27 protein-coding genes and 4 tRNA genes are annotated in these 23,499 nt (G+C 65.9%); 12 read left to right on the forward strand and 19 right to left on the reverse strand.

The features are described 5' to 3' along the window. Positions 1-21 precede the first annotated feature (21 nt). From F7O44_RS17970 to bcp, 4 genes are all read right to left on the reverse strand, one after another. A tRNA-Leu gene (locus F7O44_RS17970) sits at positions 22-107 on the reverse strand. A gap of 117 nt (positions 108-224) precedes the next feature. Further along, complete coding sequence (locus F7O44_RS17975; RefSeq protein ID WP_162451657.1) at positions 225-866, reverse strand: class I SAM-dependent methyltransferase; 642 nt, start codon at positions 864-866, stop codon at positions 225-227. Positions 867-912: 46 nt separating this feature from the next. Continuing rightward, on the reverse strand, positions 913-2,598 hold the full coding sequence (locus tag F7O44_RS17980; protein WP_162451658.1) for a DUF8094 domain-containing protein: 1,686 nt from the start codon (positions 2,596-2,598) through the stop codon (positions 913-915). A gap of 39 nt (positions 2,599-2,637) precedes the next feature. After that, the gene (bcp, locus tag F7O44_RS17985) at positions 2,638-3,114 is read right to left on the reverse strand and encodes a thioredoxin-dependent thiol peroxidase (RefSeq protein ID WP_162451659.1); all 477 of its coding nucleotides are present in this window, start codon (positions 3,112-3,114) and stop codon (positions 2,638-2,640) included. Positions 3,115-3,260: 146 nt separating this feature from the next. Here bcp and F7O44_RS30450 point away from each other — a divergent pair, with 146 nt between their 5' ends. Beyond that, positions 3,261-3,587 carry a DUF3618 domain-containing protein gene (locus F7O44_RS30450; protein ID WP_162451660.1) on the forward strand — a complete coding sequence of 109 codons (327 nt, stop codon included), beginning with the start codon at positions 3,261-3,263 and terminating at the stop codon, positions 3,585-3,587. An 84-nt stretch (positions 3,588-3,671) separates the two neighbouring features. Next, the gene (locus F7O44_RS17995; RefSeq protein ID WP_246221220.1) at positions 3,672-3,968 is read left to right on the forward strand and encodes a GroES family chaperonin; all 297 of its coding nucleotides are present in this window, start codon (positions 3,672-3,674) and stop codon (positions 3,966-3,968) included. Between the two features lie 57 nt (positions 3,969-4,025). Here F7O44_RS17995 and F7O44_RS18000 read toward each other — a convergent pair whose 3' ends face one another. Continuing rightward, positions 4,026-4,829 (reverse strand): hypothetical protein, encoded by an 804-nt coding sequence (locus F7O44_RS18000; protein WP_162451662.1) that lies wholly within the window; start codon positions 4,827-4,829, stop codon positions 4,026-4,028. Between the two features lie 221 nt (positions 4,830-5,050). Between F7O44_RS18000 and F7O44_RS18005 the strand changes: the two genes are divergently transcribed. The 4 genes from F7O44_RS18005 (at position 5,051) to F7O44_RS18020 (ending at position 9,568) form a co-directional block, all read left to right on the forward strand. Then, on the forward strand, positions 5,051-5,677 hold the full coding sequence (locus tag F7O44_RS18005) for a TetR/AcrR family transcriptional regulator (protein WP_162451663.1): 627 nt from the start codon (positions 5,051-5,053) through the stop codon (positions 5,675-5,677). A 5-nt stretch (positions 5,678-5,682) separates the two neighbouring features. Next, positions 5,683-6,174 carry a PH domain-containing protein gene (locus F7O44_RS18010; RefSeq protein ID WP_246221193.1) on the forward strand — a complete coding sequence of 164 codons (492 nt, stop codon included), beginning with the start codon at positions 5,683-5,685 and terminating at the stop codon, positions 6,172-6,174. Beyond that, on the forward strand, positions 6,171-7,778 hold the full coding sequence (locus F7O44_RS18015) for a PH domain-containing protein (protein ID WP_162451665.1): 1,608 nt from the start codon (positions 6,171-6,173) through the stop codon (positions 7,776-7,778). The genes F7O44_RS18010 and F7O44_RS18015 overlap by 4 nt, the downstream gene beginning before the upstream one ends. A 95-nt stretch (positions 7,779-7,873) precedes the next feature. Next, the gene (locus F7O44_RS18020) at positions 7,874-9,568 is read left to right on the forward strand and encodes an AMP-binding protein (RefSeq protein ID WP_162451666.1); all 1,695 of its coding nucleotides are present in this window, start codon (positions 7,874-7,876) and stop codon (positions 9,566-9,568) included. On the opposite strand, the gene F7O44_RS18025 is transcribed toward F7O44_RS18020, so the two are convergent. Together F7O44_RS18025 and F7O44_RS18030 are read right to left on the reverse strand one after the other, a co-directional pair. Continuing rightward, positions 9,565-9,876, reverse strand: a complete 312-nt coding sequence (locus F7O44_RS18025) for an ACT domain-containing protein (RefSeq protein ID WP_162451667.1) — start codon at positions 9,874-9,876, stop codon at positions 9,565-9,567. The two genes, F7O44_RS18020 and F7O44_RS18025, sit on opposite strands and share 4 nt — an antisense overlap. A gap of 208 nt (positions 9,877-10,084) precedes the next feature. Then, positions 10,085-10,160: transfer RNA gene (locus F7O44_RS18030), tRNA-Lys, on the reverse strand. A 97-nt stretch (positions 10,161-10,257) separates the two neighbouring features. Here F7O44_RS18030 and F7O44_RS18035 point away from each other — a divergent pair. Then, positions 10,258-10,572 (forward strand): DUF3467 domain-containing protein, encoded by a 315-nt coding sequence (locus tag F7O44_RS18035; protein WP_162451668.1) that lies wholly within the window; start codon positions 10,258-10,260, stop codon positions 10,570-10,572. Positions 10,573-10,579: 7 nt separating this feature from the next. Here F7O44_RS18035 and F7O44_RS30455 read toward each other — a convergent pair whose 3' ends face one another. Together F7O44_RS30455 and F7O44_RS18045 are read right to left on the reverse strand one after the other, a co-directional pair. Next, entirely contained in the window at positions 10,580-11,902 is a 1,323-nt protein-coding gene (locus tag F7O44_RS30455; RefSeq protein ID WP_162451669.1) for an AAA family ATPase, read from the reverse strand. Positions 11,903-11,999: 97 nt separating this feature from the next. Continuing rightward, positions 12,000-12,518 carry a MarR family winged helix-turn-helix transcriptional regulator gene (locus F7O44_RS18045; protein ID WP_222851466.1) on the reverse strand — a complete coding sequence of 173 codons (519 nt, stop codon included), beginning with the start codon at positions 12,516-12,518 and terminating at the stop codon, positions 12,000-12,002. A gap of 98 nt (positions 12,519-12,616) precedes the next feature. Here F7O44_RS18045 and F7O44_RS18050 point away from each other — a divergent pair, with 98 nt between their 5' ends. From F7O44_RS18050 to F7O44_RS18060, 3 genes are read left to right on the forward strand one after another with little or no spacing between them, the layout of a single operon-like run. After that, positions 12,617-13,168, forward strand: coding sequence for a YceI family protein (locus F7O44_RS18050; RefSeq protein WP_162451670.1), 552 nt, complete (start codon positions 12,617-12,619; stop codon positions 13,166-13,168). 34 nt (positions 13,169-13,202) lie between these two features. Further along, positions 13,203-14,147 (forward strand): ring-cleaving dioxygenase, encoded by a 945-nt coding sequence (locus tag F7O44_RS18055; RefSeq protein WP_162451671.1) that lies wholly within the window; start codon positions 13,203-13,205, stop codon positions 14,145-14,147. Further along, a complete protein-coding gene (locus F7O44_RS18060) occupies positions 14,144-14,800 on the forward strand; it encodes an alpha/beta hydrolase (protein WP_222851467.1) in 657 nt (218 codons plus the stop codon). Before F7O44_RS18055 ends, F7O44_RS18060 begins: the two co-directional genes overlap by 4 nt. A 59-nt stretch (positions 14,801-14,859) precedes the next feature. Here F7O44_RS18060 and F7O44_RS18065 read toward each other — a convergent pair whose 3' ends face one another. The 4 genes from F7O44_RS18065 to F7O44_RS18080 form a co-directional block, all read right to left on the reverse strand. After that, the gene (locus F7O44_RS18065; RefSeq protein WP_162451672.1) at positions 14,860-15,126 is read right to left on the reverse strand and encodes a hypothetical protein; all 267 of its coding nucleotides are present in this window, start codon (positions 15,124-15,126) and stop codon (positions 14,860-14,862) included. A gap of 320 nt (positions 15,127-15,446) precedes the next feature. Further along, positions 15,447-15,522: transfer RNA gene (locus F7O44_RS18070), tRNA-His, on the reverse strand. 58 nt (positions 15,523-15,580) lie between these two features. After that, the gene (gene orn / locus F7O44_RS18075) at positions 15,581-16,216 is read right to left on the reverse strand and encodes an oligoribonuclease (RefSeq protein ID WP_343073891.1); all 636 of its coding nucleotides are present in this window, start codon (positions 16,214-16,216) and stop codon (positions 15,581-15,583) included. Between the two features lie 34 nt (positions 16,217-16,250). Further along, positions 16,251-16,676, reverse strand: a complete 426-nt coding sequence (locus tag F7O44_RS18080; protein ID WP_162451674.1) for a hypothetical protein — start codon at positions 16,674-16,676, stop codon at positions 16,251-16,253. 189 nt (positions 16,677-16,865) lie between these two features. Here F7O44_RS18080 and F7O44_RS18085 point away from each other — a divergent pair, with 189 nt between their 5' ends. Beyond that, the gene (locus F7O44_RS18085) at positions 16,866-17,996 is read left to right on the forward strand and encodes a DUF4185 domain-containing protein (RefSeq protein WP_222851468.1); all 1,131 of its coding nucleotides are present in this window, start codon (positions 16,866-16,868) and stop codon (positions 17,994-17,996) included. A 16-nt stretch (positions 17,997-18,012) separates the two neighbouring features. Here F7O44_RS18085 and F7O44_RS18090 read toward each other — a convergent pair whose 3' ends face one another. The 3 genes from F7O44_RS18090 to F7O44_RS18100 all read right to left on the reverse strand — a co-directional run bounded on the left by F7O44_RS18090 (position 18,013) and on the right by F7O44_RS18100 (position 20,386). After that, positions 18,013-18,627, reverse strand: coding sequence for a TM7S3/TM198-like domain-containing protein (locus tag F7O44_RS18090; protein WP_162451675.1), 615 nt, complete (start codon positions 18,625-18,627; stop codon positions 18,013-18,015). 188 nt (positions 18,628-18,815) lie between these two features. Further along, on the reverse strand, positions 18,816-19,970 hold the full coding sequence (locus F7O44_RS18095) for an RNA polymerase sigma factor (protein ID WP_162451858.1): 1,155 nt from the start codon (positions 19,968-19,970) through the stop codon (positions 18,816-18,818). A gap of 8 nt (positions 19,971-19,978) precedes the next feature. Beyond that, positions 19,979-20,386 (reverse strand): YciI family protein, encoded by a 408-nt coding sequence (locus F7O44_RS18100; protein ID WP_162451676.1) that lies wholly within the window; start codon positions 20,384-20,386, stop codon positions 19,979-19,981. Positions 20,387-20,657: 271 nt separating this feature from the next. On the opposite strand from F7O44_RS18100, the gene F7O44_RS18105 reads away from it, so the two are divergent. Further along, positions 20,658-22,106: an ATP-binding protein gene (locus tag F7O44_RS18105; RefSeq protein WP_162451677.1), complete on the forward strand. Its 1,449-nt coding sequence runs from the start codon at positions 20,658-20,660 to the stop codon at positions 22,104-22,106. Positions 22,107-22,118: 12 nt separating this feature from the next. On the opposite strand, the gene F7O44_RS18110 is transcribed toward F7O44_RS18105, so the two are convergent. The 3 genes from F7O44_RS18110 to F7O44_RS18120 form a co-directional block, all read right to left on the reverse strand. Then, positions 22,119-22,191: transfer RNA gene (locus F7O44_RS18110), tRNA-Arg, on the reverse strand. Positions 22,192-22,241: 50 nt separating this feature from the next. Beyond that, positions 22,242-22,790 carry a YbaK/EbsC family protein gene (locus F7O44_RS18115; RefSeq protein ID WP_162451678.1) on the reverse strand — a complete coding sequence of 183 codons (549 nt, stop codon included), beginning with the start codon at positions 22,788-22,790 and terminating at the stop codon, positions 22,242-22,244. A gap of 103 nt (positions 22,791-22,893) precedes the next feature. Continuing rightward, entirely contained in the window at positions 22,894-23,448 is a 555-nt protein-coding gene (locus tag F7O44_RS18120; protein WP_162451679.1) for a YbhB/YbcL family Raf kinase inhibitor-like protein, read from the reverse strand. Between the last annotated feature and the right edge of the window lie 51 nt (positions 23,449-23,499).

Raw genomic sequence — 23,499 nt, forward strand, 5'->3', positions numbered from 1 at the left:
TATGGGCACTTCACGCCTGCGTGGTGCGGGAGGTGGGATTCGAACCCACACGTCCGAAGACACACGGACCTAAACCGTGCGCGGCTGCCTGATTACGCCACTCCCGCTGACGCCGACCTATGGTACGCCACCGAGTGGGCAGGTCCGTGGCCGGAGCCTTGGGCAGGTAAAACACGACGTGACTGCGGGTGCATGGCGCCGGCAGTCGGGCGCGCTGAGGCGGCTCACCGCGGCCGGGTGGCGACGCCGATGATGTGTGGCGAGGTCGGAGGTGACAGGCGCGTGTCTGGGACGCGGAGAGAGTCCATCTGCTCGATGATGAATCCGGCCTCGGCAATGGCCGTTCCGGTGTCGCGGTGGGCGTGGCACCCGCCACTGATGGACGGCCAGACGGTGGCGTCCATGGCCCGCTGTACGCGGCTCAACCTGGGACTGGTGGCCCGGACGTGTTCATAGAAACGGAGCTGGCCACCAGGGCGGATGACCCGGAACAACTCGGCCATCGCGATGGCTGGATGGCGGACTGAGCAGAGCACCAGTGAGGCGACGCCGGCATCGAATTCGGCATCGTCGAGGGGTAGTTGCTCGGCGATGCCGTCGACGACCTTCACGGGTACCGCAGCCCGAAGCGCCTCCTCCCAGGCCAGTCGCCTCAGGTAAGGCTCGGGCTCGACGGCCACCACCGAGGTGACCTCCGGCGGGTAGTGCGTGAAGTTCATGCCGTTGCCGGCACCTACCTCGACGATTCTTCCGCTCAGCCCGGTCAACAGCCGGCTTCGGTGCTCGCCTACCTCGCGCTCCATGGAGCGGCTGGCCTTGGCGTAGATGCGGGCGAAGACCGGATGGCGCACATGAGCCCTCGGCATATGGTCAAGCGTATCGCCCGGCTCATGGGGCATCTTCGAGGTCACTTCAGGGCTCGGTGTAATCCATGTCGTACGGGAGCATCGACTCGCCGATGACAGTGGCCGAGCCGTCGTCGCTGACGGCCACGATGAAGCTGACCCCATGGGTGATCTCGGTCTCCCGTAGTTCGGTGTCGCCGGGCAGGATGCCGAAGCCGTCCTCGTCGAGGCGCATGTGGAAATCGTCGTCGGTCATCACCGCTGTTTGGGTGCAGCTGATCGAGGTCATGGCGAAGGCGCCGCCTTCGGCCGCCAGCCACTGCACGTCGTCGTCGGCCATGGAGCATGTGCGCTCGACGTCGACGTACTCGTCGTCGCCCTCGGGCAGGTGCAGCCCGTGCTCGTGCAGCGAGTCCAGTCCTCCGGCATGCGAGACGTCAACGTCCTCCGGCTCGTCGCCCGTCTCGGCGAACTCGGCGACGGACTCGAGGACATCGGCGCCGCGCACGGGCAGGTCGCCGCCGGCACGCTCGGCCACTCCGCCGTCGATGGCGGGTTCGACCAGCGGTGCGTCCTCCGACGGGTACACCGACAGCGACACCAGCCACGGTGATGACGCGTCTTCACGCGTCACCAGGTAGTAGCCCGCGCCGTCGGCCGGATCGCTCACCGCGACGAACCACATCGGGTACGCATCGAATCCCGGCGCCGCAACGATCGAGGGCGCGATGGTGAACGGCTCGATCGGATCCCGGCCCTGTACCTGCTGGATCTCGTAACCCATCTGGCTGGTCTGGAGCAGTGGGCCGGTCTCTACCGTGCTGATGAGTTCCGGATCCTGCTGGCTGTTGGCTTCGTTGTTGATCTCGGTGTAGTGCTCGAAGAACGCCTCGGCCGCATCCGGCGTCACGGCAGGCACCGTCGAGTGTGGCCCGGTTTCGGCCGTGCCCGGCAACTGGGCACATCCGGTGAGGAAGAGTGCCCCGGCACCGCCGATCACGGCCAGCCGGGGAAGCGTGCCTGGACGCTGGGGCGGTGTGGGAGGGGCCGGCGGTGGCTCCGGCGGCGACGGATCGGATTCGCCCAGCGTGGCCGCGAGATCGGTGTCAGTGTCGGTCTCGATGTCGGCGTCCAGGGCTCGCTCTTCGGCCCGGCGCCGTCGCCCGGCCCGCAACAGCAGGATCCCGCCGACGATGAAGATCACTCCGCCGGCCCCGACCAGCAACGCGGTCACGAAAAGCCCCTCGATCTCGGCGTCGACGAAGAGCTGGACCGTCACCGGCGTGCGCAGATCCGCGCTGGCCAGCACCAGCCGTACGGGTTCGTCGGTCATCTCGAAACTGATCTGCTGTGCGCCGGATCCGGTTGCGTGGTCGCGCCACCAATCGAGACCGGCAGGGTCGGCCCGGGGTGTTGTCTCACCGCCGCCGAGCACGCTGTGGGTGAGGCCGCCACGCCAGCCGATGCCGGTGATCTGCTCGACGGTCACGTCGTCGAGATAAGAGTCGACGTGTACCGGGTGGGCGATCCCGATGAACGTGGGAGCCTCGCCGGCGTCGGCCGTCACGTGGAGGGTGGGGCCAGTGGCATTCAGCGCCGACGGCGTGGTGGCAACCACCGCGGCGTCAGTGGTGATCTGCTCTTCGATGACCTCCACGGTGTTGTCCGGGCCGACGTAGGCTGCTGCCACGCCGCCGGCTACCAGGAGCGGGGCGCCGAGTACAAGCAGCAAGACGCCGAAGAACGTGCGCATGACCCTCCGAGGATGGTGAGCCCGAGATCTCGGGCGGTTTCAGTTGTCGAGGCCGAGCTCGCGCCACAACTTGGCCACGTGCCCGGTGGCCCGGACGTTGTACATAGCCTTGTTGATCACCCCGTCCGCATCGAGGACGAAGGTGGATCGGATGACGCCGTTCACGACCTTGCCGTAGAGCTTCTTCTCACCGTATGCGCCGTAGGCCTTGAGAACGTCGAGATTGGGGTCGGACAAGAGAGGGAAGGTGAGACCGTCCTGGTCGCGGAACTTCGCTAGTTTGTCCGGTTCGTCAGGGGAGATGCCGAGCACGGCATAGCCGGCGGACTGGAAAGAGGCCAGATTGTCCCGGAAATCGCAGGCCTGTTTGGTGCATCCGGGTGTCATCGCCGCCGGGTAGAAGTAAATGATCACGTTCTGGCCCCGGTACGAAGCGAGATCGACCGGCTCACCATCGGTGTCGGGAAGTGTGAAGGTGGGTGCGGGGTCGCCTGGGGAGAGTCGAGTATCGTTCACGGCTCTACGGTATCGAGCCGCGCCGAAATCCCAGCGATGGCGCGTCGGCGCCGATACGGTGGATCTACAACACGGCGGTGGGGATGCCGGCTCTTGAGTGAGCCCCGATTCCGCGCAGGCCGGTGAGAATTGAACTGGAGGTGGACGTGAGCACTCCCGAACCTGTGCTGCCCAAGTCGCGGCAGCCGGTGCGTGTTCAGGAAACGGCACAGGAGGAGTCCGATCGGCGTCCCAAGCGTTCGGTCGACGAGATCGAACAGGCGATGGCGGAGCGCAGCGAGAGACTGTCGCGCAACGTCGATGATCTGGTCAACCGGATGAAGCCCGGTCGGCTGGCACGAGACGGCGTGCAGCGTGTCGGTTCAGCGATGACCACCGAACAGGGCGGTCCGAGACTTGAAGTGATCGGCGCCGTCGCGGGCGCTGCGGTGGTCGCCGCGTTCGTCATCTGGAGGGCCCGCCGGCGGCGCTGAACACGGTGATGTGCTGATCCGATGCCCAAGCGCGTATCGTGTGGCGACGTGAGCACTGAGAACCCGGACAAGTTGCCTATCCGCATGCTGCACGACCGCGTGCTCGTCTCGCTCGATCACGAGGCCGGTGAGCGAAAGTCGTCCGCTGGAATCGTGATTCCCGCTACGGCGGCCATGGGACGGCGGTTGTCGTGGGCACGTGTAGTCGCGCTCGGATCCAACGTGCGTACCGTCGCTGCCGGAGACCGGGTGCTGTTCGACCCTGAAGACAAGGCCGAAGTCGAAGTCCGCGGCGAGACGTACATCCTTCTGCGCGAGCGTGACTTGCATGCCGTCGCCTCGGAGCGCCTGCCTGACGGCCAGACCGGACTGTATCTCTGACACGGGCCGCGCCGGTCACAATCGGGTCCGCGCCCGCACAGGCCTGACCCCAGGACGTTATTCCCCGTCTGCCTGGGCTTCTTGCTTGCCCAGGCAGAGCAGCAACTCGATGAGTGACAGGTTGAGATCGAGACAGATCTGCTCGTTGTCCGTCGTCTCCGTCGGCGTGGGGGTGGGGGTGGGCGTAGGGGAAGGGGTGTTTGGCGGCGTGAGGGTGCGCGTGGGCTCGGGGCTCTTGGGGGTTTCGGTCGGCCGTGGGTCCTCAGGCGGATCGGACTCTTCTGGTGAGTTGTCCTCCGAAGGGGGATCAACGGGTGGTGAGTCGCGACCGTCGTCGGTCCCGGAGTTGAACGACGTACTGTTCTCCGACCCGGAGTTTCCCGAGCCGTTCCCACCGGTGCGGCCGGAGTCGGACGAGCCCCTGGAACTGTCTCCGCGGGTGGTGTCGTCCGGATCCTGACCCTGCGCCGGCTGTCCGTCTCCGCCGTCGGCGCTGCCTTGTTCACTACCCCCCTCGGCCGCCGGGGGCAGCGTAGGCTCGCCGGTCGGCTCGGAGCCGTCCGAGGCGTGGGGCGGGGCCGGGGTTCCAGTAGCCGTCGGATCGGAGCCGACGGCGGGATCAACGGCTGCGTGAGTGGTGACGAAGTGGGTGCCGCTGGCGATGCGGTCTTCGGTGCTGGGCACGACGAGATTACCCAGGGTGATGCCGATGGCGGCGCCGACCACGCAGGCCACTGCGGCGGGATGTCTGCGACCTTTGGCTGCGAACCAGCTCAAAGCGATCGAGAGCCGACCGTCGCGGGCGTGGGCGCCGGGCTCATGACCGAAATGAGGGCGGCGCTCGTTCTGGTGGCCGTGCACTGGCGGGCTGATGGAACCGGAGTCCTTTCCTGTCCTGCGGTGATCGTCTCCGGTGTGATGTGCCCGGGCGACATGATCAACCTACTCGCGCGACAGCGTACCGACTCCGAGTTGCCGCCGAATATGGGGTGATCGGCCGATTTTTCGAGGCTATCCGCATGGTGCGACGTCGCAACCGGCCGGGCGGCACAAAAACAGGCCGCATGGCCTAGTATTAGGCCATGCGAACTGAAAGTAGTCCGCGTGGCCGGAAGCGGTCGTCGTTCATCGAACAAGCGCGCCGTGCGCAGATCATCGAAGCGGCGACGGAAACAGTGGCCGAGGTCGGCTACTCCCGGGCCTCGCTAGCCGAGATCGCCCAGCGCGCCGGGATCAGCAAGAGCGTCATCTCGTACCACTTCGAGGGCAAGGACGAGCTACTCGAACAGGTGGCCGCGCGGCTCTTCGAGGAGACCTGGGCCTACATGGAGCCGCGGGTCTACGGCGAAACCTCCGCTGGGGCGCAGATCAGGGAGTGGGTCCGCTCTCAGTTGTCGTTTTTCAGCTCGCACCGGGTCTCGTTCCTCGCCATGGTGGAGATCGTCACGCACTACCAGCCAAAAGAGGGCAGCAGTCCATTTGCGCAGGCCATCGAAGAAGAGGCCGCGGAACTGGCCCGGATCCTGCGAAAGGGACAACAAGATGGAGAGTTCCGTGACTTCGATCCCCGGGCCGTGGCGGTGATCATCGGTCAAGCCGTCGAGGGTGCGCTCGGCCAGTGGATCGCCGACGACACGATCGACCTGGATACACATGCCCTGGCTCTCGTGGATTTCATCGACCACGCAATCCGTTCGGAAAGAGGATGACCCACATGCCCACGCCACAGCTTCGTCCACCCAAGCATCGAGTCGAACGACGAGCCATTGTGTGGTGGACACTGCAGTCGGCGCTGTTTGCCGGCCCGATCCTGATAGGGCTGATCATCGCGTATGCCCTCTGGGAGGACGCCCGTCCGTGGCTGATCATCCTCCTGATCGGCGCTGGTGTGCTGGCCTTCATCGGCATCGTCGTGGAGCCGTGGTGGCGCTTTGCTGTGCATCGGTGGGAGGACACTGATCAAGCCGTCTACGCTCTGACCGGATGGGTCGTGCGGGAATGGCGGGTCGCTCCGTTGTCGCGCATCCAGACGGTCGACGCGGTGCGGGGACCACTAGAGCAGCTGCTCGGGTTGTCGACGCTCAGGGTGACCACGGCGTCGTCCAGCGGCGCCATCAACATCGGCGGGCTCGACAAGGACGTAGCCGAACAAGCGGCCGAGCGTCTCACCACGATCGCGCAGATCACACCCGGGGATGCGACATGACCGAGCAGTTGCCCAAGTTCAACGACTACGCCCCGCCGGTCCCGGCGCAGAGCCCGCAGAATCGGTCCGACGGCTGGCAACGTCTGCACGTCAGGATGATCTGGGTGGACGCGATCCAGAGCGTGCTGTCGTTGACCCCGGCCGCGCTGGCGATATGGGTGTTCGGGGTGGAGCCGAGTCTGGGCAGCATGTGGCCGGTCATCGCGGTGGCCGTATTCGGTCTTGCCGGAGCGATCGGCGATGCTGTGCGGTGGGTGTTCACTCGCTACCGGGTGACGCCGGACTATGTCGAACGACGCACCGGGTTGCTCGTGCGCAGCTACCGGTCGGTTCGCCGGGACCGGATCCGCAGCGTGGATTCCACGGCGAAGCTCCGCCACCGGCTGGCCGGGCTCAGAGTGGTCGAGATCGGTGCCGGGCAGCAGACCGCTGCGAACGAGTCCGCCTTCAGCTTGGACGCCATCTCCAAGGCCGAGGCCGAGGCGCTCCGGCACGAGCTGTTGTGGGGACGCAAACAGCAGAGCGACCCGGCGCAGGCGGTCGCCCGCCCGGCCGGCGCACCCACGGCCGACAGCGAAATCATTCTCAGCCCCGACCCTGCTGAGCAGGTCTTCGCGCGATTGCGGCCTTCCTGGGTCATCTTCAACATGTTCAACATCTGGGCCTACCTCTTGGCAGCGGGTCTTCTGTGGGGCGGTTACTGGCTGGCGACGACGTTCGGGCTGGATGTGGCCGACTTCGTGCAGGGGGCGGCGGACTGGGAAGCACTGGGGTGGGGATGGACCATCGCGATCGGAGTTGCCGTCACCGGAGCCATCGGTGTCGTCGGCATGGCGGTCGTGTTCTTCACCGAGAACTGGAACTTCGAACTCGCGAGAGTCCCGGGGGAGAAGGGCACGCTGCTGCGCACCAGGCAAGGGCTGTTCAAGACGCGGGAAATCAACCGGGACGACAACCGCCTGCGCGGTGTCGAGATCGCCGAGCCGCTGCTGTGGCGGTGGATGGGGATGGCGGATACCACCATCATCACCACCGGGTTGGACGGGTCGGTGATGTCGAGTGCCACGACCATAGTGCCGCGTGGCCCAGTCGATGTTGCCCGGGTGGTGGCAGCCAGCATTCTGAACAAGACTCCGAACCCGCTGGAGACACCGCTGGAACGGCACCCCCGGGCCGCGTTGCGCCGTCGGCTGGTGTGGGCGTCGCTGACGGTCGCCGGGGTTGCTGGGGTGCTGGTCTGGCTGGCGGCTACCGACGTCGTTCCCTGGTGGTCGGTGGCGTTCGCCGCGGCATTCTTGCCCATCGCGCTGTGGGGCGCTTGGGTGGCCTATCGTGCGCTGGGTCATGCCATCAGCGGCGAATACCTGGTGGTCCGGTCCGGACTGCTGAGCCGATCCACTGCCGCGCTGCAGCGAAAGTCCGTGAGCACCGTCGCCATCCGGGAGTCCGTGCTGCAGCGCCGGCTCGGTCTCAAGACGGTTGCGGCGATGACGGCCGCCGGCTGGGGCATTTACGAGGCTGCCGACCTCCGGGCCGGTGAAGCAGTGCCGTTCGCGCTGGACGCAGCTCCGGGCCTGCTGGAGCCGTTCCTCGTGCGCGACTAGACGCAAGCCGCGCCCGTCCAGCCACGGCGCCTGCAACGGTCGGCCGGTATGTTGATTGGACGATCGTCGACGCGAGGCAGAAGGGGAGACGAGCGATGGGCCCCATTGATTCGTTCCAGGCGGCGCGCGACCTGCTGTTCGAGCATCGCGGCGACCATGAGCGGGCCAAGGCGCAATTCCGTTGGCCCGAACTCGGCGAGTTCAACTGGGCGCTCGACTGGTTCGATCACGTGGCCGACTCCAGGAGTGACCAAACGGCCTTGTGGGTCGTCGGCACGGACGGCCACGAAACGAAACGGACTTTCTCGGAGCTGACCATACGGTCCAATCAGGTGGCGAACTTCCTCCGGGAATCCGGGGTACGGCGCGGCGACCGGGTCTTGGTGATGCTGGGTAACGTGGCGCCGCTGTGGGAGATCATGCTGGCGCTGACCAAACTGGGGGCCGTAGTCATCCCGGCCACCACGCTGCTCGGAACCGACGACGTGGCCGACCGGCTTGAACGGGGCGATGTGCGCCACGTGATCACCGACGTGACCCAGACGGACAAGTTCAGCGGGCCGAGCGCCGGCTTCCAGCGGATCGTGGTGGACGCGGAGGCGGCGGGCTGGACGACGTTGGCTCACGCCGACGACGCGCCGGTCGTCTTCGAACCCACCGGTCCTACCCAGGCGTCGGACCCGTTGTTCCTCTACTTCACCTCCGGCACAACGTCTAAGCCGAAACTGGTGGAGCACACCCACGCCAGCTACCCCGTCGGGCACCTTTCCACCATGTACTGGATCGGCTTGCAGCCAGGGGACATCCACCTAAACGTCAGCTCCCCAGGCTGGGCAAAACATGCGTGGAGCAACTTCTTCGCGCCGTGGAACGCTGAGGCCACCGCGCTGGTTTTCAACTTCGCGAGGTTCGATGCCGCCGCGTTACTCGACGTGCTGGCCCGTTGCGAGGTCACGACGTTCTGTGCGCCGCCCACGGTGTGGCGCATGCTCATTCAGCAGGATCTCAACCGGTGGGACACATCGCTGCGGGAGGTGATCGGCGCCGGCGAACCGTTGAATCCTGAGGTCATCGAGCAGGTGCGCCGGTCGTGGGGACTGACGATCCGCGACGGATACGGTCAGACGGAGACAACAGCACTGGTCGGCAACTCCCCGGGGATGGTGGTCAAGCCAGGCTCGATGGGCCGGCCGCTGCCTGGCTACGACGTCGTCCTGCTGGATCCGGACGGAAACCCGGCAGCCGAGGGCGAGGTCGCACTCGACCTGACCGAACGCCCGCTCGGCCTGATGACCGGCTATCAGGACGCCGAGTCCGGATCTGCTGATGCGGCGGCCGGCGGGTACTACCGGACCGGCGACGTCGCCTCCCGTGACGCGGACGGATACTTGACGTACGTGGGGCGCGCGGACGATGTCTTCAAGGCCTCCGACTACCGGATCAGCCCGTTCGAGTTGGAGAGCGTCCTGATCGAGCACGAGGCCGTGGCCGAAGCCGCGGTAGTGCCCTCGCCGGACGCGCTGCGGCTAGCGGTGCCCAAGGCATTCGTGGTGCTGGCCGAGGGGCATCCGGCCACGGCGGATACGGCCGAGGCGATTCTGAGTTTTTGCCGGAAACGTCTCGCTGCGTTCAAGCGGATACGCCGAGTCGAGTTCGGCGAGCTGCCCAAGACCATCTCGGGAAAGATCAGGCGAGTGGAGCTGCGGACCGCTGAGCTGGATCGAGGCCCCGGTGAGGCTCGTCGTCCGGGCGAGTACTGGGAAGAGGACTTCGTCGACAGCCGACGTTAGGAGCCGACAAGCACACCGGCGCCGGAGTCCGCGGACGGGCTCCGCGCTTCCACTTCGACGGTCATGACGCCCACGATCCGGCGGAGTCTGGCGGCGACCCGCTGAACGTGCCAGTTGGCGGCGCCACTTTCAGTACGGCCGACCCGGACCGTGACGTTGATCACTCCCTCTGCTGACTCCGAGAACGAGAATCCGATGACCGGGTGTGGGTTGAGCACTGCCGTCAGGCGGGCCAGCATCCCGGAACTGGCCGTAGCTTCGAGGCGTAGCGTGGTTGACTCCGCGGGGTGGGTGGTCGTCGGGTTCATCGAAACTCCTGGGGTGAAGGAGGACACCAGAACGCAAAAAACCCTCCGCAGGATGCGAAGGGTTTGCGCGCCGGGGCCGTTGGGCGGGGCCGGCGCGCCTAGATAATGATCCGAGGTGTGAACATTGGACACGAGAGTGCCACAGAACGTAAAGATGGCGGATAGGCCGACCGCATACTGGACGCGTAGCAACATCCGCAAGGCGAAATGGTGCGCCATCAGGGACTCGAACCCCGAACCCACTGATTAAGAGTCAGTTGCTCTGCCAATTGAGCTAATGGCGCAAACGCCGAAATCTTAGCACCGGCGGTGGTCGTTGCGGAAATCGTATGGACACCGGGTGCCGACCGGGCGGCGACGGGCTTGTGGCACTGTTGTCACATGGCAAATCAGCCCAGCCGACGTGAATACGACCTGGACATCCCCACTGACGTCGAGTCCGGCATCTATGCCGACTTCGCGTCGATCTGGCATACGCCCGACGCATTCGTGCTTGACTTCGCTGTGGTCAAGCGGCCCCCGCGCTCCACGGTCGACGACGAGGGAAACCGGGTGACCAAGGTACCCACGCGGGTGGTCACCAGAGTACGGATCCCACCGAGCCAAGTGTTCGAGATCATGAAGGGGCTCGAGAAGCAGTTGTCGATGTGGGAGCGTAGCTACGGCAAGAAGCAGCGACCCCCTGAGGGTTCCTGAGCGGACGCTAGAGGTACTGGCCGGTGTTCCCCCGAGTCTTCCACCGGCCGGAGGCCGCGACGGCGTGAAGGTCGTCCGCGGTGAACGAGTCTCCATGCTCGAGTACGGCGCGGCGGACAATCTCGCGTAGATCCGCACCCGTCACGTCGGGGACGGCTCGCGCAACCCGGCCGACGTCCAGGTCCAGGCCGATCGAATCGAGATATCGGCCGAGAATCGCGGCTCGGCCCGCTTCGTCCGGTGCCGGAAGCGTGAGAATCGTGTCGAAGCGGGCTGACCGTTGCGCCGCCGGGTCGATGCCGCGTGGGTTGTTCGTGGTGGCAACCGTCAGTACGTCGCGACGGCGTTTGGCGCCGTCGACGGCAGCCAGGAAATCCGCCAGAGTGCGCGTTCGCGCGTGTTGTTGCCGGTTGCCGACGACGAGGTCGATGTCTTCGAGTACAACGACGGCCGGGCCCAGGTGATCGAGTTCGTCATAGAGGGCGAGAACATCTGTTGCGACGGTGGCGGCGTCGGCGAAGATCACCGTGAAGCGGCCGGCGAGCTCGGCCGCAAGCACACGGGCAAGGTTGGTCTTGCCCACTCCGGGCTGTCCTACCAGTAGGAGGCCGCGCGTCGTGCCGAGGCCGAGACGGTCCAGAGTTGCACGGCGGTGTGTCATCGAGGCGACGCACAGGTCGAGCTCGCGCCAGATCGCCTCCGGCAGGATCAGCTGTTCGCGCTGGTCCACGGGTAGGGGGAGAGGCGTGAATGTGAGGCTGTTCGATGCGAGCTTCGCCTGCAACACCCGGCCGCGAAGCGGATTGTCCTCGCCTGCGGCGCGGTCGAGCAGTCCTTGGAGGATCTCGACGCCCGCGCCTTGCTCGGAGCGGAGGGTGTAGACGCGCAGGTGCTGGTCGAACGCGTCATCGAAGATCGAGACGCAGGCGTCGACCGATGCGAGCGTTCCCGCCGGGAAGTGGATGACCATCCTGACGGGAACGGACAAGGCTTCTGCGCCACCGGCGTCGAAAGGCGCCCACATCGGCGGATCGCCATGTCCGGGGCCACCGATGGTGATGTCGTCGTGTCGGGCCATGGTGTTGCCGAGGATCAGGCCTGCCACCCGGAGGAGTGTTCTCGTCGGGCGGCTGTCCGCGGAGGCAAGTTCGTCCCTGGAAGCGCCGAGGGCCCGCCCGGCCCACGACGCCGGATTGTCGCGCTCTCGCGAGGCATGGCCCAGCAGGCGGGCGATGGCCTGGATCGTTTCTCGCGAACCGTACGGAAGGTCCGCCATCCAAGCCGGTGGCTGCTGGCTGGTATCGAGGCTGAGGGCAGTGCTGGACGTCACGGGAGACGACGTTAGCGGCCGGAGATCGCGATAAGCCGGAAGCCGGTGTGCGATGCCGAGACGTTACCGGTTGATGCTCCAGGCGTGACCGGATTGCTCAAGTGCGCAGTTGACGCGACGGGGAGTGCGGTGTGCCGCGGACCGCCCTTTCTGCATCTTCTTCGGCGTCCAGGCGGGCCAGTACCTGGGTGGCGATGGCTTCCAGCGTCTTGAGCTGCTCCGGCGTCAGATCATCGATGAACAGCCTTCGGACGGTCTCGACGTGCAGCGGGGCGGCCGCCTCGATGGCACGCCGGCCGCACTCGGTGATGACGACGAACGCGCTGCGTCCGTCTTCGGGACACTCCACCCTTTTGACCAGCCCGCGCCGTTCCATCCGGGTGACATGGTGTGAGACTCGGCTCTTCTCCCAATGCAGCCCGTGTGCGAGCTGAGATGCTCGGAGCTGGCCCTCCGGGACATCGGTCAGAAGCACCAGAACCGCGAAGTCAGACAGCGAAAGCTGCGAATCGGTCTGAAGCTGCCGGTTGAGTTGCGCGTTCAGTTTGGCCTGCATGCGAACGTAGCTTCTCCAGGCCCGCTGCTCAGCCTCATCCAGCCATCTCGGATCGCTCACAGGGGAGACTTTAGCAGAAAGGTTGACACGTCACCTAAAACGAGTATTGTGTGACACGTCAACCAATTTGAACGCAGCGACATGAGGAGTAACGAGCAATGACTGACTTCACCGCTCTGACCGGCCAGTACACCATCGACCCCGAACACTCCCGGCTCGGCTTCGTGGCCCGGCACGCGATGGTTACCAAGGTGCGCGGTTCGTTCAACGCTTTCACCGGAATCATCAATGTCGACGGCGCGAACCCGGAGAACTCGAGTGCCCAGGTCGCCATCGAGACCGGCAGCATCGACACTCGCAACGAACAGCGCGACGGCCACCTGCGGGCCAACGACTTCCTCGACATCGAGAAGTACCCGGAGATCACCTTCGCTTCCACGTCGGTGAAGCTGGTGGATGACAGCACCGTAGAGGTGACGGGTGATCTGACCATCAAGGACGTCACCAAGTCCATCACCATCCCCTTCGAGTACGGCGGCGCTGCCACCGACCCGTTCGGCAACTTCCGGATCGGCTTCGAGGGCGCCCACACCATCGACCGCAAGGACTACAACGTCACGTGGAATGCCGCACTTGAGGCCGGTGGTGTTCTGGTGAGTGACAAGGTCACGCTGGAGTTCGAGGTTTCCGCCGTCAAGAACGCCTCCTGAGAACCCGAACGCCTCAGCTGTTGGGGGAAGTGTCATGAGTACTGTCGCCCCGCACGGTCTGCATCACGTGACGGCGATCGCGGGCGAGCCGCAGCGCAACGTCGATTTCTATACGAATGTCCTCGGCCTGCGGCTCGTCAAGCAGACGGTGAACTTCGACGCTCCGGATACGTACCACCTGTATTACGGCGACGAAGCAGGCCGCCCATCCAGTGTGCTGACGTTCTTCCCCTGGCGCGGTGTGCCGGCAGGGCGCAACGGCATTGGCATGGCCACGTCCACCGCCTTCAGCGTGCCTGAGGGTTCGGTTGGATGGTGGCATGCCCGGCTGAAAGCGCACGAGGTCCCGGTCGAAGCGCCCTACAGCCGGGACGGCGAAGACGTCGTCACCTTCCGTGATCCGGACGGAATGGTGATCGACCTCGTCGCCGCGCCCGGCGACGCCCGCTCCGGATGGGACGGCGTGGCCAGCATCCCAGCCGACCGTGCGGTCCGGGGTCTGCACGCGGTGACCATGAGTCAGCGGCTGCTCGACCCGACGGCCGACATGCTCACCTCCCGTCTCGGAATGCATCTCGGCGGTGAGGAGGGCGCCAGGGCGCGGTTCACGATGGCGGAGGGCAGCTCCGGGGCCCTCGTCGATGTCGCGGCCGTCGATGACGACCGTGGTCTCCAGGCAGGCGGCACCGTTCACCATGTCGCGTTCCGGGCACCAGATCTTGCGACCATGACACGGTGGCGGGATGAGCTGGTGGACGCCGGTGTGAGCGTCACCGAGATCATGGACCGCCAGTACTTCATGTCGATCTATTTCCGGGAGCCCGGAGGAGTCCTCTTCGAGATCGCCACGGACACCCCGGGCTTCGACATCGACGAACCGTTGCTGGAGCTGGGCCGCTCGCTCAAGCTGCCGCCCTGGCTGGAGCCCAGCCGGGAAGCGATTCAGGCGTCGTTGCCGCCGCTGGAGATCGTCCCGTGACCACGCCAGACGGCGCGCCACAGGTAGGAAGTTCGCTGGCCCGGCCCCACGTATGGCAGCCGGGTCGCGCGGGTCCACCGTTGCTCCTGCTGCATGGCACGGGAGACAACGAGCATGGGCTTCTCGAGTTGGGGGAGCATCTCGCTCCCGGTTCCCCTCTTCTCTCGCCGCGCGGAACCGTGCTCGAAGGAACTATGCCGCGGCACTTCCGCAGGCTGCGCGAAGGTGTCTTCGACGAGGCCGACCTGCGGGTCCGTGCGGATGAGCTGGCCGAGTTCATCGACGTGGCGGCCGGACGTTACGGCTTCGCGTCGAGTTCTCTCGTGGCGGTGGGCTTCTCCAACGGTGCCAATATGGCGGCCGCGCTGCTGCTGACCCATCCAGGCCTGCTCAAGGCGGCCATCTTGATCGCCGCCGTGGCGCCGTTCGCCGAGCCGCCTGGCGCGGAGGAGGCACGGGCGCTGAGCGGGCACGACGTCTTGATCTCCAACGGGCTGCGGGATCCGATGGCTCCACCGGAGCAGGCCGATCTGCTCGCCAAACAGCTCACGGCTCGCGGTGCGGCCGTCACATTGCTGACCCACGCCGGCGGACACCAGTTCGCGCCCGAGCACGTGCCCGCGATGCGCGAATTCCTGCAAGCGAACGCCTGACCGGCCGGTGCGTCGCGGGTTTCGTGGCCCCTGGTTGTTGAGTCCGGCGCTTGCTCGGCTCATGTCCAGACGACGGCCACCAGTACGGCAGCAATGCCGAGACCGGCCGCGCCGTCCGTCAGGGCCGGCGAACTCGTACCACTTGGCCGACGTGAGCGTCGGCCCCGGACGGCGAGTATCAGGAGTGTGAGCGCGGCGATCGCGAGGGCCAGCTTGACGACCATCTTGGCCTCCACGACGTGGTTGCCTTGGAGGCGGTTCGCTGCGATAAGCCCGTTGCCGGTCAAGACTTGCACGGCGGCGCCGGTGAGCATGATCCGCAGCATGGGGCGATCTTGCAGGTGTGGCCGGACCATTCTCGGCCCGATTAGGGCTGCCAGGCCAAGGAAGTGAAGAACTAGAAGAGCCAGCCGGAGGATTTCCAGGGGCGGCATTGCTACCTCGCTCGAATTGGTGGGTAAGTACTTACTCACCATACCGGCCGCACGGGGCAGTTGACCGAACAGGTGGGCGATTCAGCCAGAGGAGCGCAGGGCGCTGCCGAGGCACCGGGCGGCCGCCCGGACCCACCCGCCACTGAAACCAAAAGACGGCCGAACCCACCACTATTGGGTTCGGCCGTCCACGATGTCTTGAGACATCACACTGGGGTGACCGACGGGATTTGAACCCGCGACATCCTGGACCACAACCAGGTGCTCTACCTGCTGAGCTACGGCCACCATGGCGCACCCGTAAGGATGCGGCTGGACAAGTATACGGGGTCCTGGGGTGTGCTCGTCACACCGCGGGGGGCTTGGCGTCGTCGGCGCCTACAGCGTGCTCGAGAGTCGCGGCTGCCGCTGCCCGGGAGGTGTCGGTGTCAGGTCCCGGGAGAGGCACGAACACCGTCTGCCGGTAGTAGCGTAGTTCGTTGATGGAGTCCTGGATGTCGCCGAGGGCGCGGTGGTTGCCGGTCTTGCTCGGGCTCGCGAAATACACTCGCGGGTACCAGCGCCGCACCAGTTCTTTGATGGACGAGACGTCGACATTGCGATAGTGCAGCCAGCTCTCCAAGTCCGGCAGGTCGCGCGCGAGAAACAGACGGTCCATGTGGACCGTGTTTCCTGCCAGCGGTGCCTTCACCGGCTCCGGCACAAAGGTCTTGACGTAGTCCAGCGTGCGCTCGCGGGCCTCCTCCATGGAGATCCCGCTGTGGAGCTGGTCGAGTAGCCCGCTGGTGGTGTGCATCTCGCGGACGACGTCGCCCATCTGCTCGATGGTCTCGTTCGGTGGCCGGATGACGACGTCTACGCCGTCGCCCAGCACGTTCAGTTCTCCGTCGGTGACGAGCACGGCGACCTCGATCAAGGCGTCGCGGGTGAGATCGAGGCCGGTCATCTCGCAGTCGATCCATACGAGTCGGTCGTTGGTCACGGCGCCCACCTTACGTGGCTCAGGCAAGGCTGTCTCATCGCTTGTGTCGGCGTCGCCGGGCTCCGGCCCGTCGCGGACCCGGCTCGACGGGCGGCGCCTCGTCGGTATCGTCATCCGAGCCGGGCCGATGATCCTGCGCGCGGTGGCTGTCCCGGCGGTTCGGCTCACCCGGCTCGGATCGGCTTGGACGTGCTGGTTCCTCGCCATGATCAGTGGCGGCCGGGGGAGGTCGCCGGGTGCGCGCGGTGGCAACCGCAAGTAGCGCGAGGGTGAGCAGCGTTCCCAGCACCACACCGGCCGCGGCCCACCAGGGTTGGTCGGCGGCGAGCAGTAGAGCCGTCGCGACGCCGGCCGCGAGCAGCGCGTACACGGTGATCTCGGCCATCGACGGTGTCGCTGCCGGCGGGACCTGCCGTTTCGGCGCGCGACGGCCGCGAGTGGCATGACGACGTGCGGGCACCCTGTCTCCTGATTGAAAGCCCCCGTTGCGAAGTCTCGAAGGAGAGCGAGTCTAGTGCCCCTCGCTGATCCGCGGTGCGAGCGCTGTCTACGTGGTGCGTGGCGCCGGACTTTTTGACTATCGACAGGCGAGACATCAAGTGATCTAATCACTAGCTAACTAATCGACGTCGATTGTTGTGGAGGTCTGATGCGCCCGTTACGTCCGCTTCGTGTGCCAGTCATGCTGCTGGCGGTTGCCACCGCCGGAGCTGTGACCATTCCGGTCGGTGTGGCCGCGGCCGACTCCGAGGACCCATCCGCCGGAACCTGCGGTGTCGTGGATTCGGACTGGCAGGTGAGCTCCCGTGTAGAGCCCCACCGGACCGAACTCTTCGACACCTACGGCAACTCCGGCACCGGGTGGACGGGTGGAGACAGCACCTACTCGGTGCGCTTGCCCGGCGGGCGCACCGCATGGATGTTCTCCGACACCTTCCTCGGCCCGGTAGAACCAGATCTGACCCGGCCGATCGAGACGCCGTTCCTCAACAACTCATTCGTGATCCAGAAGGGTGACTCGCTGACGACGGTGACCGGGGGGACAGCTGACGAGCCGGACTCGCTGGTGCCGCCGGCCGAGCCGAACACATGGAACTGGCTCGGCGCCGGTATCGCAACACCGCGCTCGTTCGACATCATGTTCCTACAGTTCGGCACCTTCGGTCCCGGCATGTGGGACTTCGAATGGCAGGCGAACAAGCTGGTTCGCTTCGACCCTTGGACGTACGAAGTCCGCGACGTCGTGCCGATGCCGTCCGAGGCGGGCGTGCAGTGGGCGTCATGGATCGAGCGAGCCGGGCGTTACACCTACATCTACGGCGTGGACGATCAGGGTGCCTCGAAGTACATGCATCTGGCTCGGGTCAGGGGCAGCGATCTCACGAAGCCGTGGGAGTACTGGACCGGCGACGGCTGGTCGGACGAGGAGACGGACTCCGCGCCGATCATGCCGGGGGTGGCGAACGAGTACAGTGTCACGTCGTTCAAGGACGGCTACCTGCTGGTCACCCAGGACACCAACGAGCTGTTCAGCACCAACATCGTCGGCTATGTCAGCTGCACGCCGTGGGGCCCGTTCACGCCCGTGGGCACGCTGTATCAAACACCCGAAACCGGCGGGAACATCATTACGTACAACGCGCACGAACACCCCGAACAACGCCGCGGCAACAAGCTGATCGTGACGTACAACGTCAACAGCCTGGACTCGGCCGAACTGTACGACGACGTGACGATCTACCGACCGCGCTTCGTCGAAGTCGAGCTCTCGAAGGGGTAGGTCCCGAGCGAGGCCGTCAGGCCGGCTGGCTCCAGGTCTCCCGCACCGAACGGCGGATGGCGCCGGCCTGACGCAGCTGAATGATGATGCCGATGATCGCGAGGGCGATACCGCCCGCGTACCACCATGGTTGGTCGCGGGCGGTCGTCTCGGCATCGAACATGGCGTCGATGTCGATGACGTCGAATATGAGCATCAGGCCGGCGATCACCACGCTGGCGCCCGCGAAGGAACTGATGACGATCAGGAGTAATTGGGGGAGGCTCGCGACGATGGCGAGCAGGGCGAGCGCCGCGCCGCACAGCGCCCCGATCAGCAGCAACCCCCATGCTTCGGTGACGCCCAGCGCCGAGGCAAGGGTGCCCCCGAGCACGAATCCCATCGACGCCATCCCCAGGATGATGCTGACGGCGAAGAACAGGTAGGCGAGGGCGGCAAATACGATGGCGAGCAAGATGGCGACCAGCCAGCCCGTCGCGGTGTCGAGATACCCCTGGTCGGTGAGGTTGTCGACGAGACCGGCCCCCACCGCGAAACCGACGAACGCGCCCCAAATCGCCAGCAGAAGGCGCATCGCCCATTGCCCACGCAGGCACAGGAATGCGCCGATGATGACGGCCAGCAGGCCCACAACGATTTCGGTCATCGCGTACTCGCCCTCCGTTCTCTACCTGACTCCCGGCAGAAATCCCGGTTGACGCCAATCGCGGCGCCGATGACGCTATGGCCCATGATGACACCGACGCAGCCACTTCTGCCGCACGTCAGCACGAACCACTTGGCGGATGCGCCCGCGCGCATCAAGTCTGCGTGACGGCGTCAGCGACTCCGGTAGGTGTTCAGCCGGGCGGCTTGGCGGGTGAGGTGGTCGCGTTCGGCGAGGTTGGGCGCCTTCTGGGCTGCCTCGGCGTAGAGCTCTGCCGCCCGCGATAGGTCGCCGTCGCGTTCGCGGAGGTATGCCGCCACCGCGGTGTAGCGGGGCAGCGAGGTGTCGAGGAGCGCGAGTTCGGCGAGACCGGCTCGTGCGCCGTCGGCTTCGCCGACCGCGACCGCGCGGTTGAGCTGGACGATGGGGCTGTCGGTGAGTCGTACGAGTTCGTCGTACCACTCGACAATCTGTGGCCAGTCGGTCTCCTCCGCGGTCGGTGCGTCCGCGTGCAGTGCGGCGATGGCGGCTTGGGCCTGGAGCTCACCGAGCTGATCGCGTGCGAGAGCTGCCTGCAGGATGTCGACGCCTTCGGCGATCAGGCGGGTGTCCCACCGGCTGCGGTCCTGCTGGGCGAGCGGCACCAGACTCCCGTCAGGCGCGGTGCGGGCTGCCCGGCGGGCGTGATGGAGCAGCATGAGCGCGAGCAACCCTGCCACTTCGGGGTGGTCGATGGCGGTCGTGAGCTGCCGGGTCAGCCGGATCGCCTCGCTGGCGAGGTCGACATCGCCGGAGTAGCCCTCGTTGAACACGAGGTAGAGGACGCGCAGCACGGTGGCGACGTCGCCGGGCTGGTCGAACCGCGCGCCGGACACGATGCGCTTGGCCCGGCTGATGCGCTGCGCCATGGTCGCCTCGGGGACCAGATAGGCCTGCGCGATCTGGCGGGTGGTCAGACCACCGACGGCGCGTAGCGTCAGCGCGACCGCCGACGCCGGGGTCAGTGATGGGTGGGCGCACAGGAAGTACAGCTGGAGCGTGTCGTCCGAGCCGGGCGCGGGCCCGGGGTCGGGCGCTTCGGGCTCAACGCTGATGAGGCTCTCACGGCGGCGGCGGGCAGCGTCCGAGCGAGCCGCATCGAGAAACCTGCGCCAGGCCACCGTGACCATCCACCCCTGCTGGTCACGCGGCGGGTTATCCGGCCAGACACGCAGGGCTTCGACCAGGGCGTCTTGAACGGCGTCCTCGGCCGCCGCGAAGTCGGCTCCGCGGCGGACGAGGATCGTGAGCACGCGTGGTGTGAGGCTGCGCAGCAGGACCTCATCCAGGCCAGTGTTCATTCTGTGATGGTGGGGGGCGTGCTGAGGAAGGGACGCACCTCGAGCCATTCGTGCAGCGGCTTCCCTCCGGCGCCGGGGGCGGCGGACAACTCGGCGGCCAGTTCGAGGGCGCGCTCGTAGGTTTCGACGTCGATCACCATCCAGCCGGCGATGAGGTCCTTGGTCTCGGCGAACGGCCCGTCGGTGACCGGCGGGCGCCCCTCGCCGTCGTAGCGCACCCACGCTCCGTCAGGCGCGAGGGCCTGACCGTCCACGTATTCGCCGGTGCCTTCGAGACGGGCGGCGAAGTCGTGCATGAACTGCACGTGGGCCGAGATTTCTTCGGGTGTCCACTGCTCCATCGGCACGTCGTTGACCGGCGCCGGAGCACCTCGATAGTGCTTGAGCAACAGGTATTTGGCCATGGTGGCCCTCCTCGTTACTGGTGCGACCATTGTGGTCGCGTTCACCACAGGAACGGAACCAGATCCTGGTTCTCGACATGACCGACCGGCCTTTTTTGAGTAGGCGCAGCCACAGGATCTCCTGTTGGTCACGTTGGATGGTCCTTGCTACACGAGCCTGGAAGAAGTAGTCGAGGCCGGGCATGGTGCACGTACTTGTGGTTCCCATCTAGGTAGAACAGATTTACGTAGGTACGATTTACCTAGATTATGGCTACATTGGAGGCGCGACATGGCAGGGAGATTTGTCGGAAGAGCATCTGAGCTTGCCTTGCTGCGCAAACGGCTGGATTCGGTTGCCCAGTCCCGGACCGGGACCGCGCTGGCCATACGGGGGCGGCGCCAGGTTGGAAAGTCACGGCTCACGCAAGAGTTCTGTGATGCGGCAGGCGTTCCCTATGTGTTCTTCACTGCAACCAAGGGATTATCGCCCGTCGAAGCGATTGGCGCGTTCCTGCGGGAGGTTCGGGAGTCCGGTCTTCCGTCCGATCCTGGTGCGCTCCCCGAGAATGCTCCTGGAAGTTGGTTGGACGCGTTGCGCGTCCTCGCTGCCGCGCTGCCCGACACTCCGAGCATCGTGGTGTTCGACGAGTTGCCGTGGTTAGCGGAGCAGGACGAGGCGTTCGACGGTGCACTGCAGACCGCCTGGGATCGGTTACTCTCCCGGCATCCGGTGCTGCTGGTCATGCTGGGTAGCGACATCCACATGATGGAGCGCCTGACCGCCTATGACCGGCCCTTCTACGGGCGAGCGGACAATCTCGTCCTGGGGCCGCTCAATCCGGCTGAGACTGGCCAGGCTGTTGGACTCGACGCCGCGGACGCGGTCGATGCCTACCTGATCTCTGGAGGCCTGCCCGGAATCCTGCGCAGCTGGCCAGTCGGGATGTCTCCGTTGCCGTTCGTTGAGCAAGAGTGCGCCGATCCGGCAGCACCGCTGTTCAGCGTGCCGGAAGCGACGCTTCTGGCTGAGTTTCCGTTGCCGGACCAGGCACGGCGCGTGCTAGAGGCGGTCGGTAGCGGGGACCGTACATATGGAGCGATTGCGGCCGCAGCTGGCGGCGGTAAGGGACCGCTCGCATCGGGCGCCTTATCTCCGTTGCTCCAACAGCTCGTCCGGGAGAAGCATGTGGTGGCTGTCGATCAGCCGCTTTCCACCCGGCCGGGAAAGCCCAATCTCTATCGCATTGCCGACTCCAACCTCCGCCTGTATCTGGCAGCACTACGATCGAGCCAGGAGCTCGTCCGGCGTGGGCGTCCCGAGGCCGCATTCCAGATGTTCGCACGACGCTGGGAGACCTGGCGCGGACGAGCGGTCGAGCCCCTCGTGAGAGATTCCTTGGAGCTGGCAGGCGCGTCTGGAGCGCTACCATGGCCCGAAGTAGAGACGGTCGGAGGCTGGTGGAACCGGCAGTTCAACCCTGAGGTCGATCTCGTCGGCGCGGATCGGTATCCGGTGGCTCGACGGCTGTGGTTTGCTGGGTCGATCAAGTGGCTGAAATCGCCGTTCGACCGCCACGACCTTGCCGTCTTGCACCGCCGCGCGCCACAAGTGCCGGGATTCGAACCCGACCGAACCGGGCTCGTCATCGTGTCGATGAACGGGGTCGACTCTCACATCGAACGTGACTCGGCCGATGTGGTCTGGAATGCGGCTGACGTGATCTCCGCGTACATCTGAGGTTGAGCTGAGCGCGCCTGGAGGGATTCGAACCCCCGGCCAAGAGCTTAGAAGGCTCCTGCTCTATCCACTGAGCTACAGGCGCAGGTCATGGCGTGGCATGGTGCGGTCACTATTGTGACCCACCGGTCGATGTCAGTGCACCGGTACACCGAGTCCGTCGACGATCTCAGCGCCTGGCCAGGCGGCCAGCTGTGATCCGGGCACCGCGATCTTCGATCGGCGCAGGCCACTACCGATCACCGCGTATGGTAACGCGGCGACGGCGGGGTCCACGAGGACGGGCCAGCTTCCGGGCAGACCGAGCGGGGTGATTCCGCCATATTCCATCCCGGTCATGGCAACGGCGTCGTCCATCGGTAGAAACGATGCCTTGCGCACGTCTAGACGGCGCCGGACGACGCCGTTCACGTCGGCACGGGTGGTCGCCAGCACCATACACGCCGCAACCCGCAGCTCACCGGCCCGTTTACCGGCAACCACGACGCAGTTGGCCGAGATCTCCGGTGCGACGTCATACGCCGCGCAGAACTCGGTGGTGTCCGCGAGAGTTGGATCGATCTCGGCGACGAACGCCTCGGTGGCGGGCTGGTGCTTCAGCGCGAACTGGACGGGATCGGCCAGGAGGTCAGGCCGCTGTGTGGCGGGTGCGGTCGGCAGCCGCCCGATGCTAGGCGTCGTCATGGCATCTGCTTTCGGGACGCCACCAGGGCTTCTCGTGCGTCACCATGGCCGCAGACCTGTCGATGGACGAGGAAACCCACCAAACATGATCATTTGGGTGGGGTCAGTGGGAGTAGGTGGGGACGACCATGCCTCGGCCCAGGGTGTGGAAGGCGAGGTTGAACGAGACCACGGCCGGTGTCGCGTCCTCGGTGACGCCCTGGTCCGCCAAGGACTCGACATCAACCGCGTGGACGACGAAGAAATACCGATGGGGGCCGTCGCCCTGGGGCGGCGCCGCTCCGGCGTAACCCATGCCGCCGGTGTCGTTGCGCACAAAAAACGCGCCGTCAGGCAGGCCCAGCCCGTCGGCGGCGCCGGCGCCTCGGGGCATCTCGGTGATCCGGGCCGGGATGTCGACGACGACCCAGTGCCAGAAACCACATGGTGTGGGCGCATCGGGATCGAAACAAGTCACGACGTAACTCTGGGTGCCTTCTGGGGCTCCGGACCACCGCAAGTGCGGCGAAAGGTTCACGCCGGTCATGCCCCAGTCGTTGAAGAGGAAGTCGTTGGCGAGCTGCTGGCCGTCGCTGACGTCGTCGCTCTCCACGTGGAACTCCGCGACGGCGGGCAGCAGTTCATAAGGGTTCGGAGCGGCCGGTCGCTCGAGCGACATGGAATCCTCCAGAGTGTTGTCGGCGTCGTTCTTGACGTTAATGCAAACATG

It is taken from the genome of Phytoactinopolyspora mesophila (assembly GCF_010122465.1).
Taxonomy (GTDB): domain Bacteria; phylum Actinomycetota; class Actinomycetes; order Jiangellales; family Jiangellaceae; genus Phytoactinopolyspora; species Phytoactinopolyspora mesophila.

What these genes read in the sequence shown, in the direction of transcription:
- F7O44_RS18015 (WP_162451665.1), top strand. Translation starts at nt 6,171, where the DNA reads ATGACCGAGCAGTTGCCCAAGTTCAACGACTACGCCCCGCCGGTCCCG.
- F7O44_RS18025 (WP_162451667.1), bottom strand. Translation starts at nt 9,876, where the DNA reads ATGAACCCGACGACCACCCACCCCGCGGAGTCAACCACGCTACGCCTC.
- F7O44_RS18120 (WP_162451679.1), bottom strand. Translation starts at nt 23,448, where the DNA reads ATGTCGCTCGAGCGACCGGCCGCTCCGAACCCTTATGAACTGCTGCCC.
- F7O44_RS18055 (WP_162451671.1), top strand. Translation starts at nt 13,203, where the DNA reads ATGAGTACTGTCGCCCCGCACGGTCTGCATCACGTGACGGCGATCGCG.
- F7O44_RS18035 (WP_162451668.1), top strand. Translation starts at nt 10,258, where the DNA reads ATGGCAAATCAGCCCAGCCGACGTGAATACGACCTGGACATCCCCACT.
- F7O44_RS18065 (WP_162451672.1), bottom strand. Translation starts at nt 15,126, where the DNA reads ATGCTGCGGATCATGCTCACCGGCGCCGCCGTGCAAGTCTTGACCGGC.
- F7O44_RS18010 (WP_246221193.1), top strand. Translation starts at nt 5,683, where the DNA reads ATGCCCACGCCACAGCTTCGTCCACCCAAGCATCGAGTCGAACGACGA.
- F7O44_RS18005 (WP_162451663.1), top strand. Translation starts at nt 5,051, where the DNA reads ATGCGAACTGAAAGTAGTCCGCGTGGCCGGAAGCGGTCGTCGTTCATC.
- F7O44_RS18115 (WP_162451678.1), bottom strand. Translation starts at nt 22,790, where the DNA reads ATGACGACGCCTAGCATCGGGCGGCTGCCGACCGCACCCGCCACACAG.
- F7O44_RS17980 (WP_162451658.1), bottom strand. Translation starts at nt 2,598, where the DNA reads ATGCGCACGTTCTTCGGCGTCTTGCTGCTTGTACTCGGCGCCCCGCTC.
- F7O44_RS18100 (WP_162451676.1), bottom strand. Translation starts at nt 20,386, where the DNA reads ATGGCCAAATACCTGTTGCTCAAGCACTATCGAGGTGCTCCGGCGCCG.
- F7O44_RS18050 (WP_162451670.1), top strand. Translation starts at nt 12,617, where the DNA reads ATGACTGACTTCACCGCTCTGACCGGCCAGTACACCATCGACCCCGAA.
- F7O44_RS17975 (WP_162451657.1), bottom strand. Translation starts at nt 866, where the DNA reads ATGCCGAGGGCTCATGTGCGCCATCCGGTCTTCGCCCGCATCTACGCC.
- F7O44_RS17995 (WP_246221220.1), top strand. Translation starts at nt 3,672, where the DNA reads ATGCTGCACGACCGCGTGCTCGTCTCGCTCGATCACGAGGCCGGTGAG.
- F7O44_RS18020 (WP_162451666.1), top strand. Translation starts at nt 7,874, where the DNA reads ATGGGCCCCATTGATTCGTTCCAGGCGGCGCGCGACCTGCTGTTCGAG.
- F7O44_RS18085 (WP_222851468.1), top strand. Translation starts at nt 16,866, where the DNA reads ATGCGCCCGTTACGTCCGCTTCGTGTGCCAGTCATGCTGCTGGCGGTT.
- F7O44_RS18105 (WP_162451677.1), top strand. Translation starts at nt 20,658, where the DNA reads ATGGCAGGGAGATTTGTCGGAAGAGCATCTGAGCTTGCCTTGCTGCGC.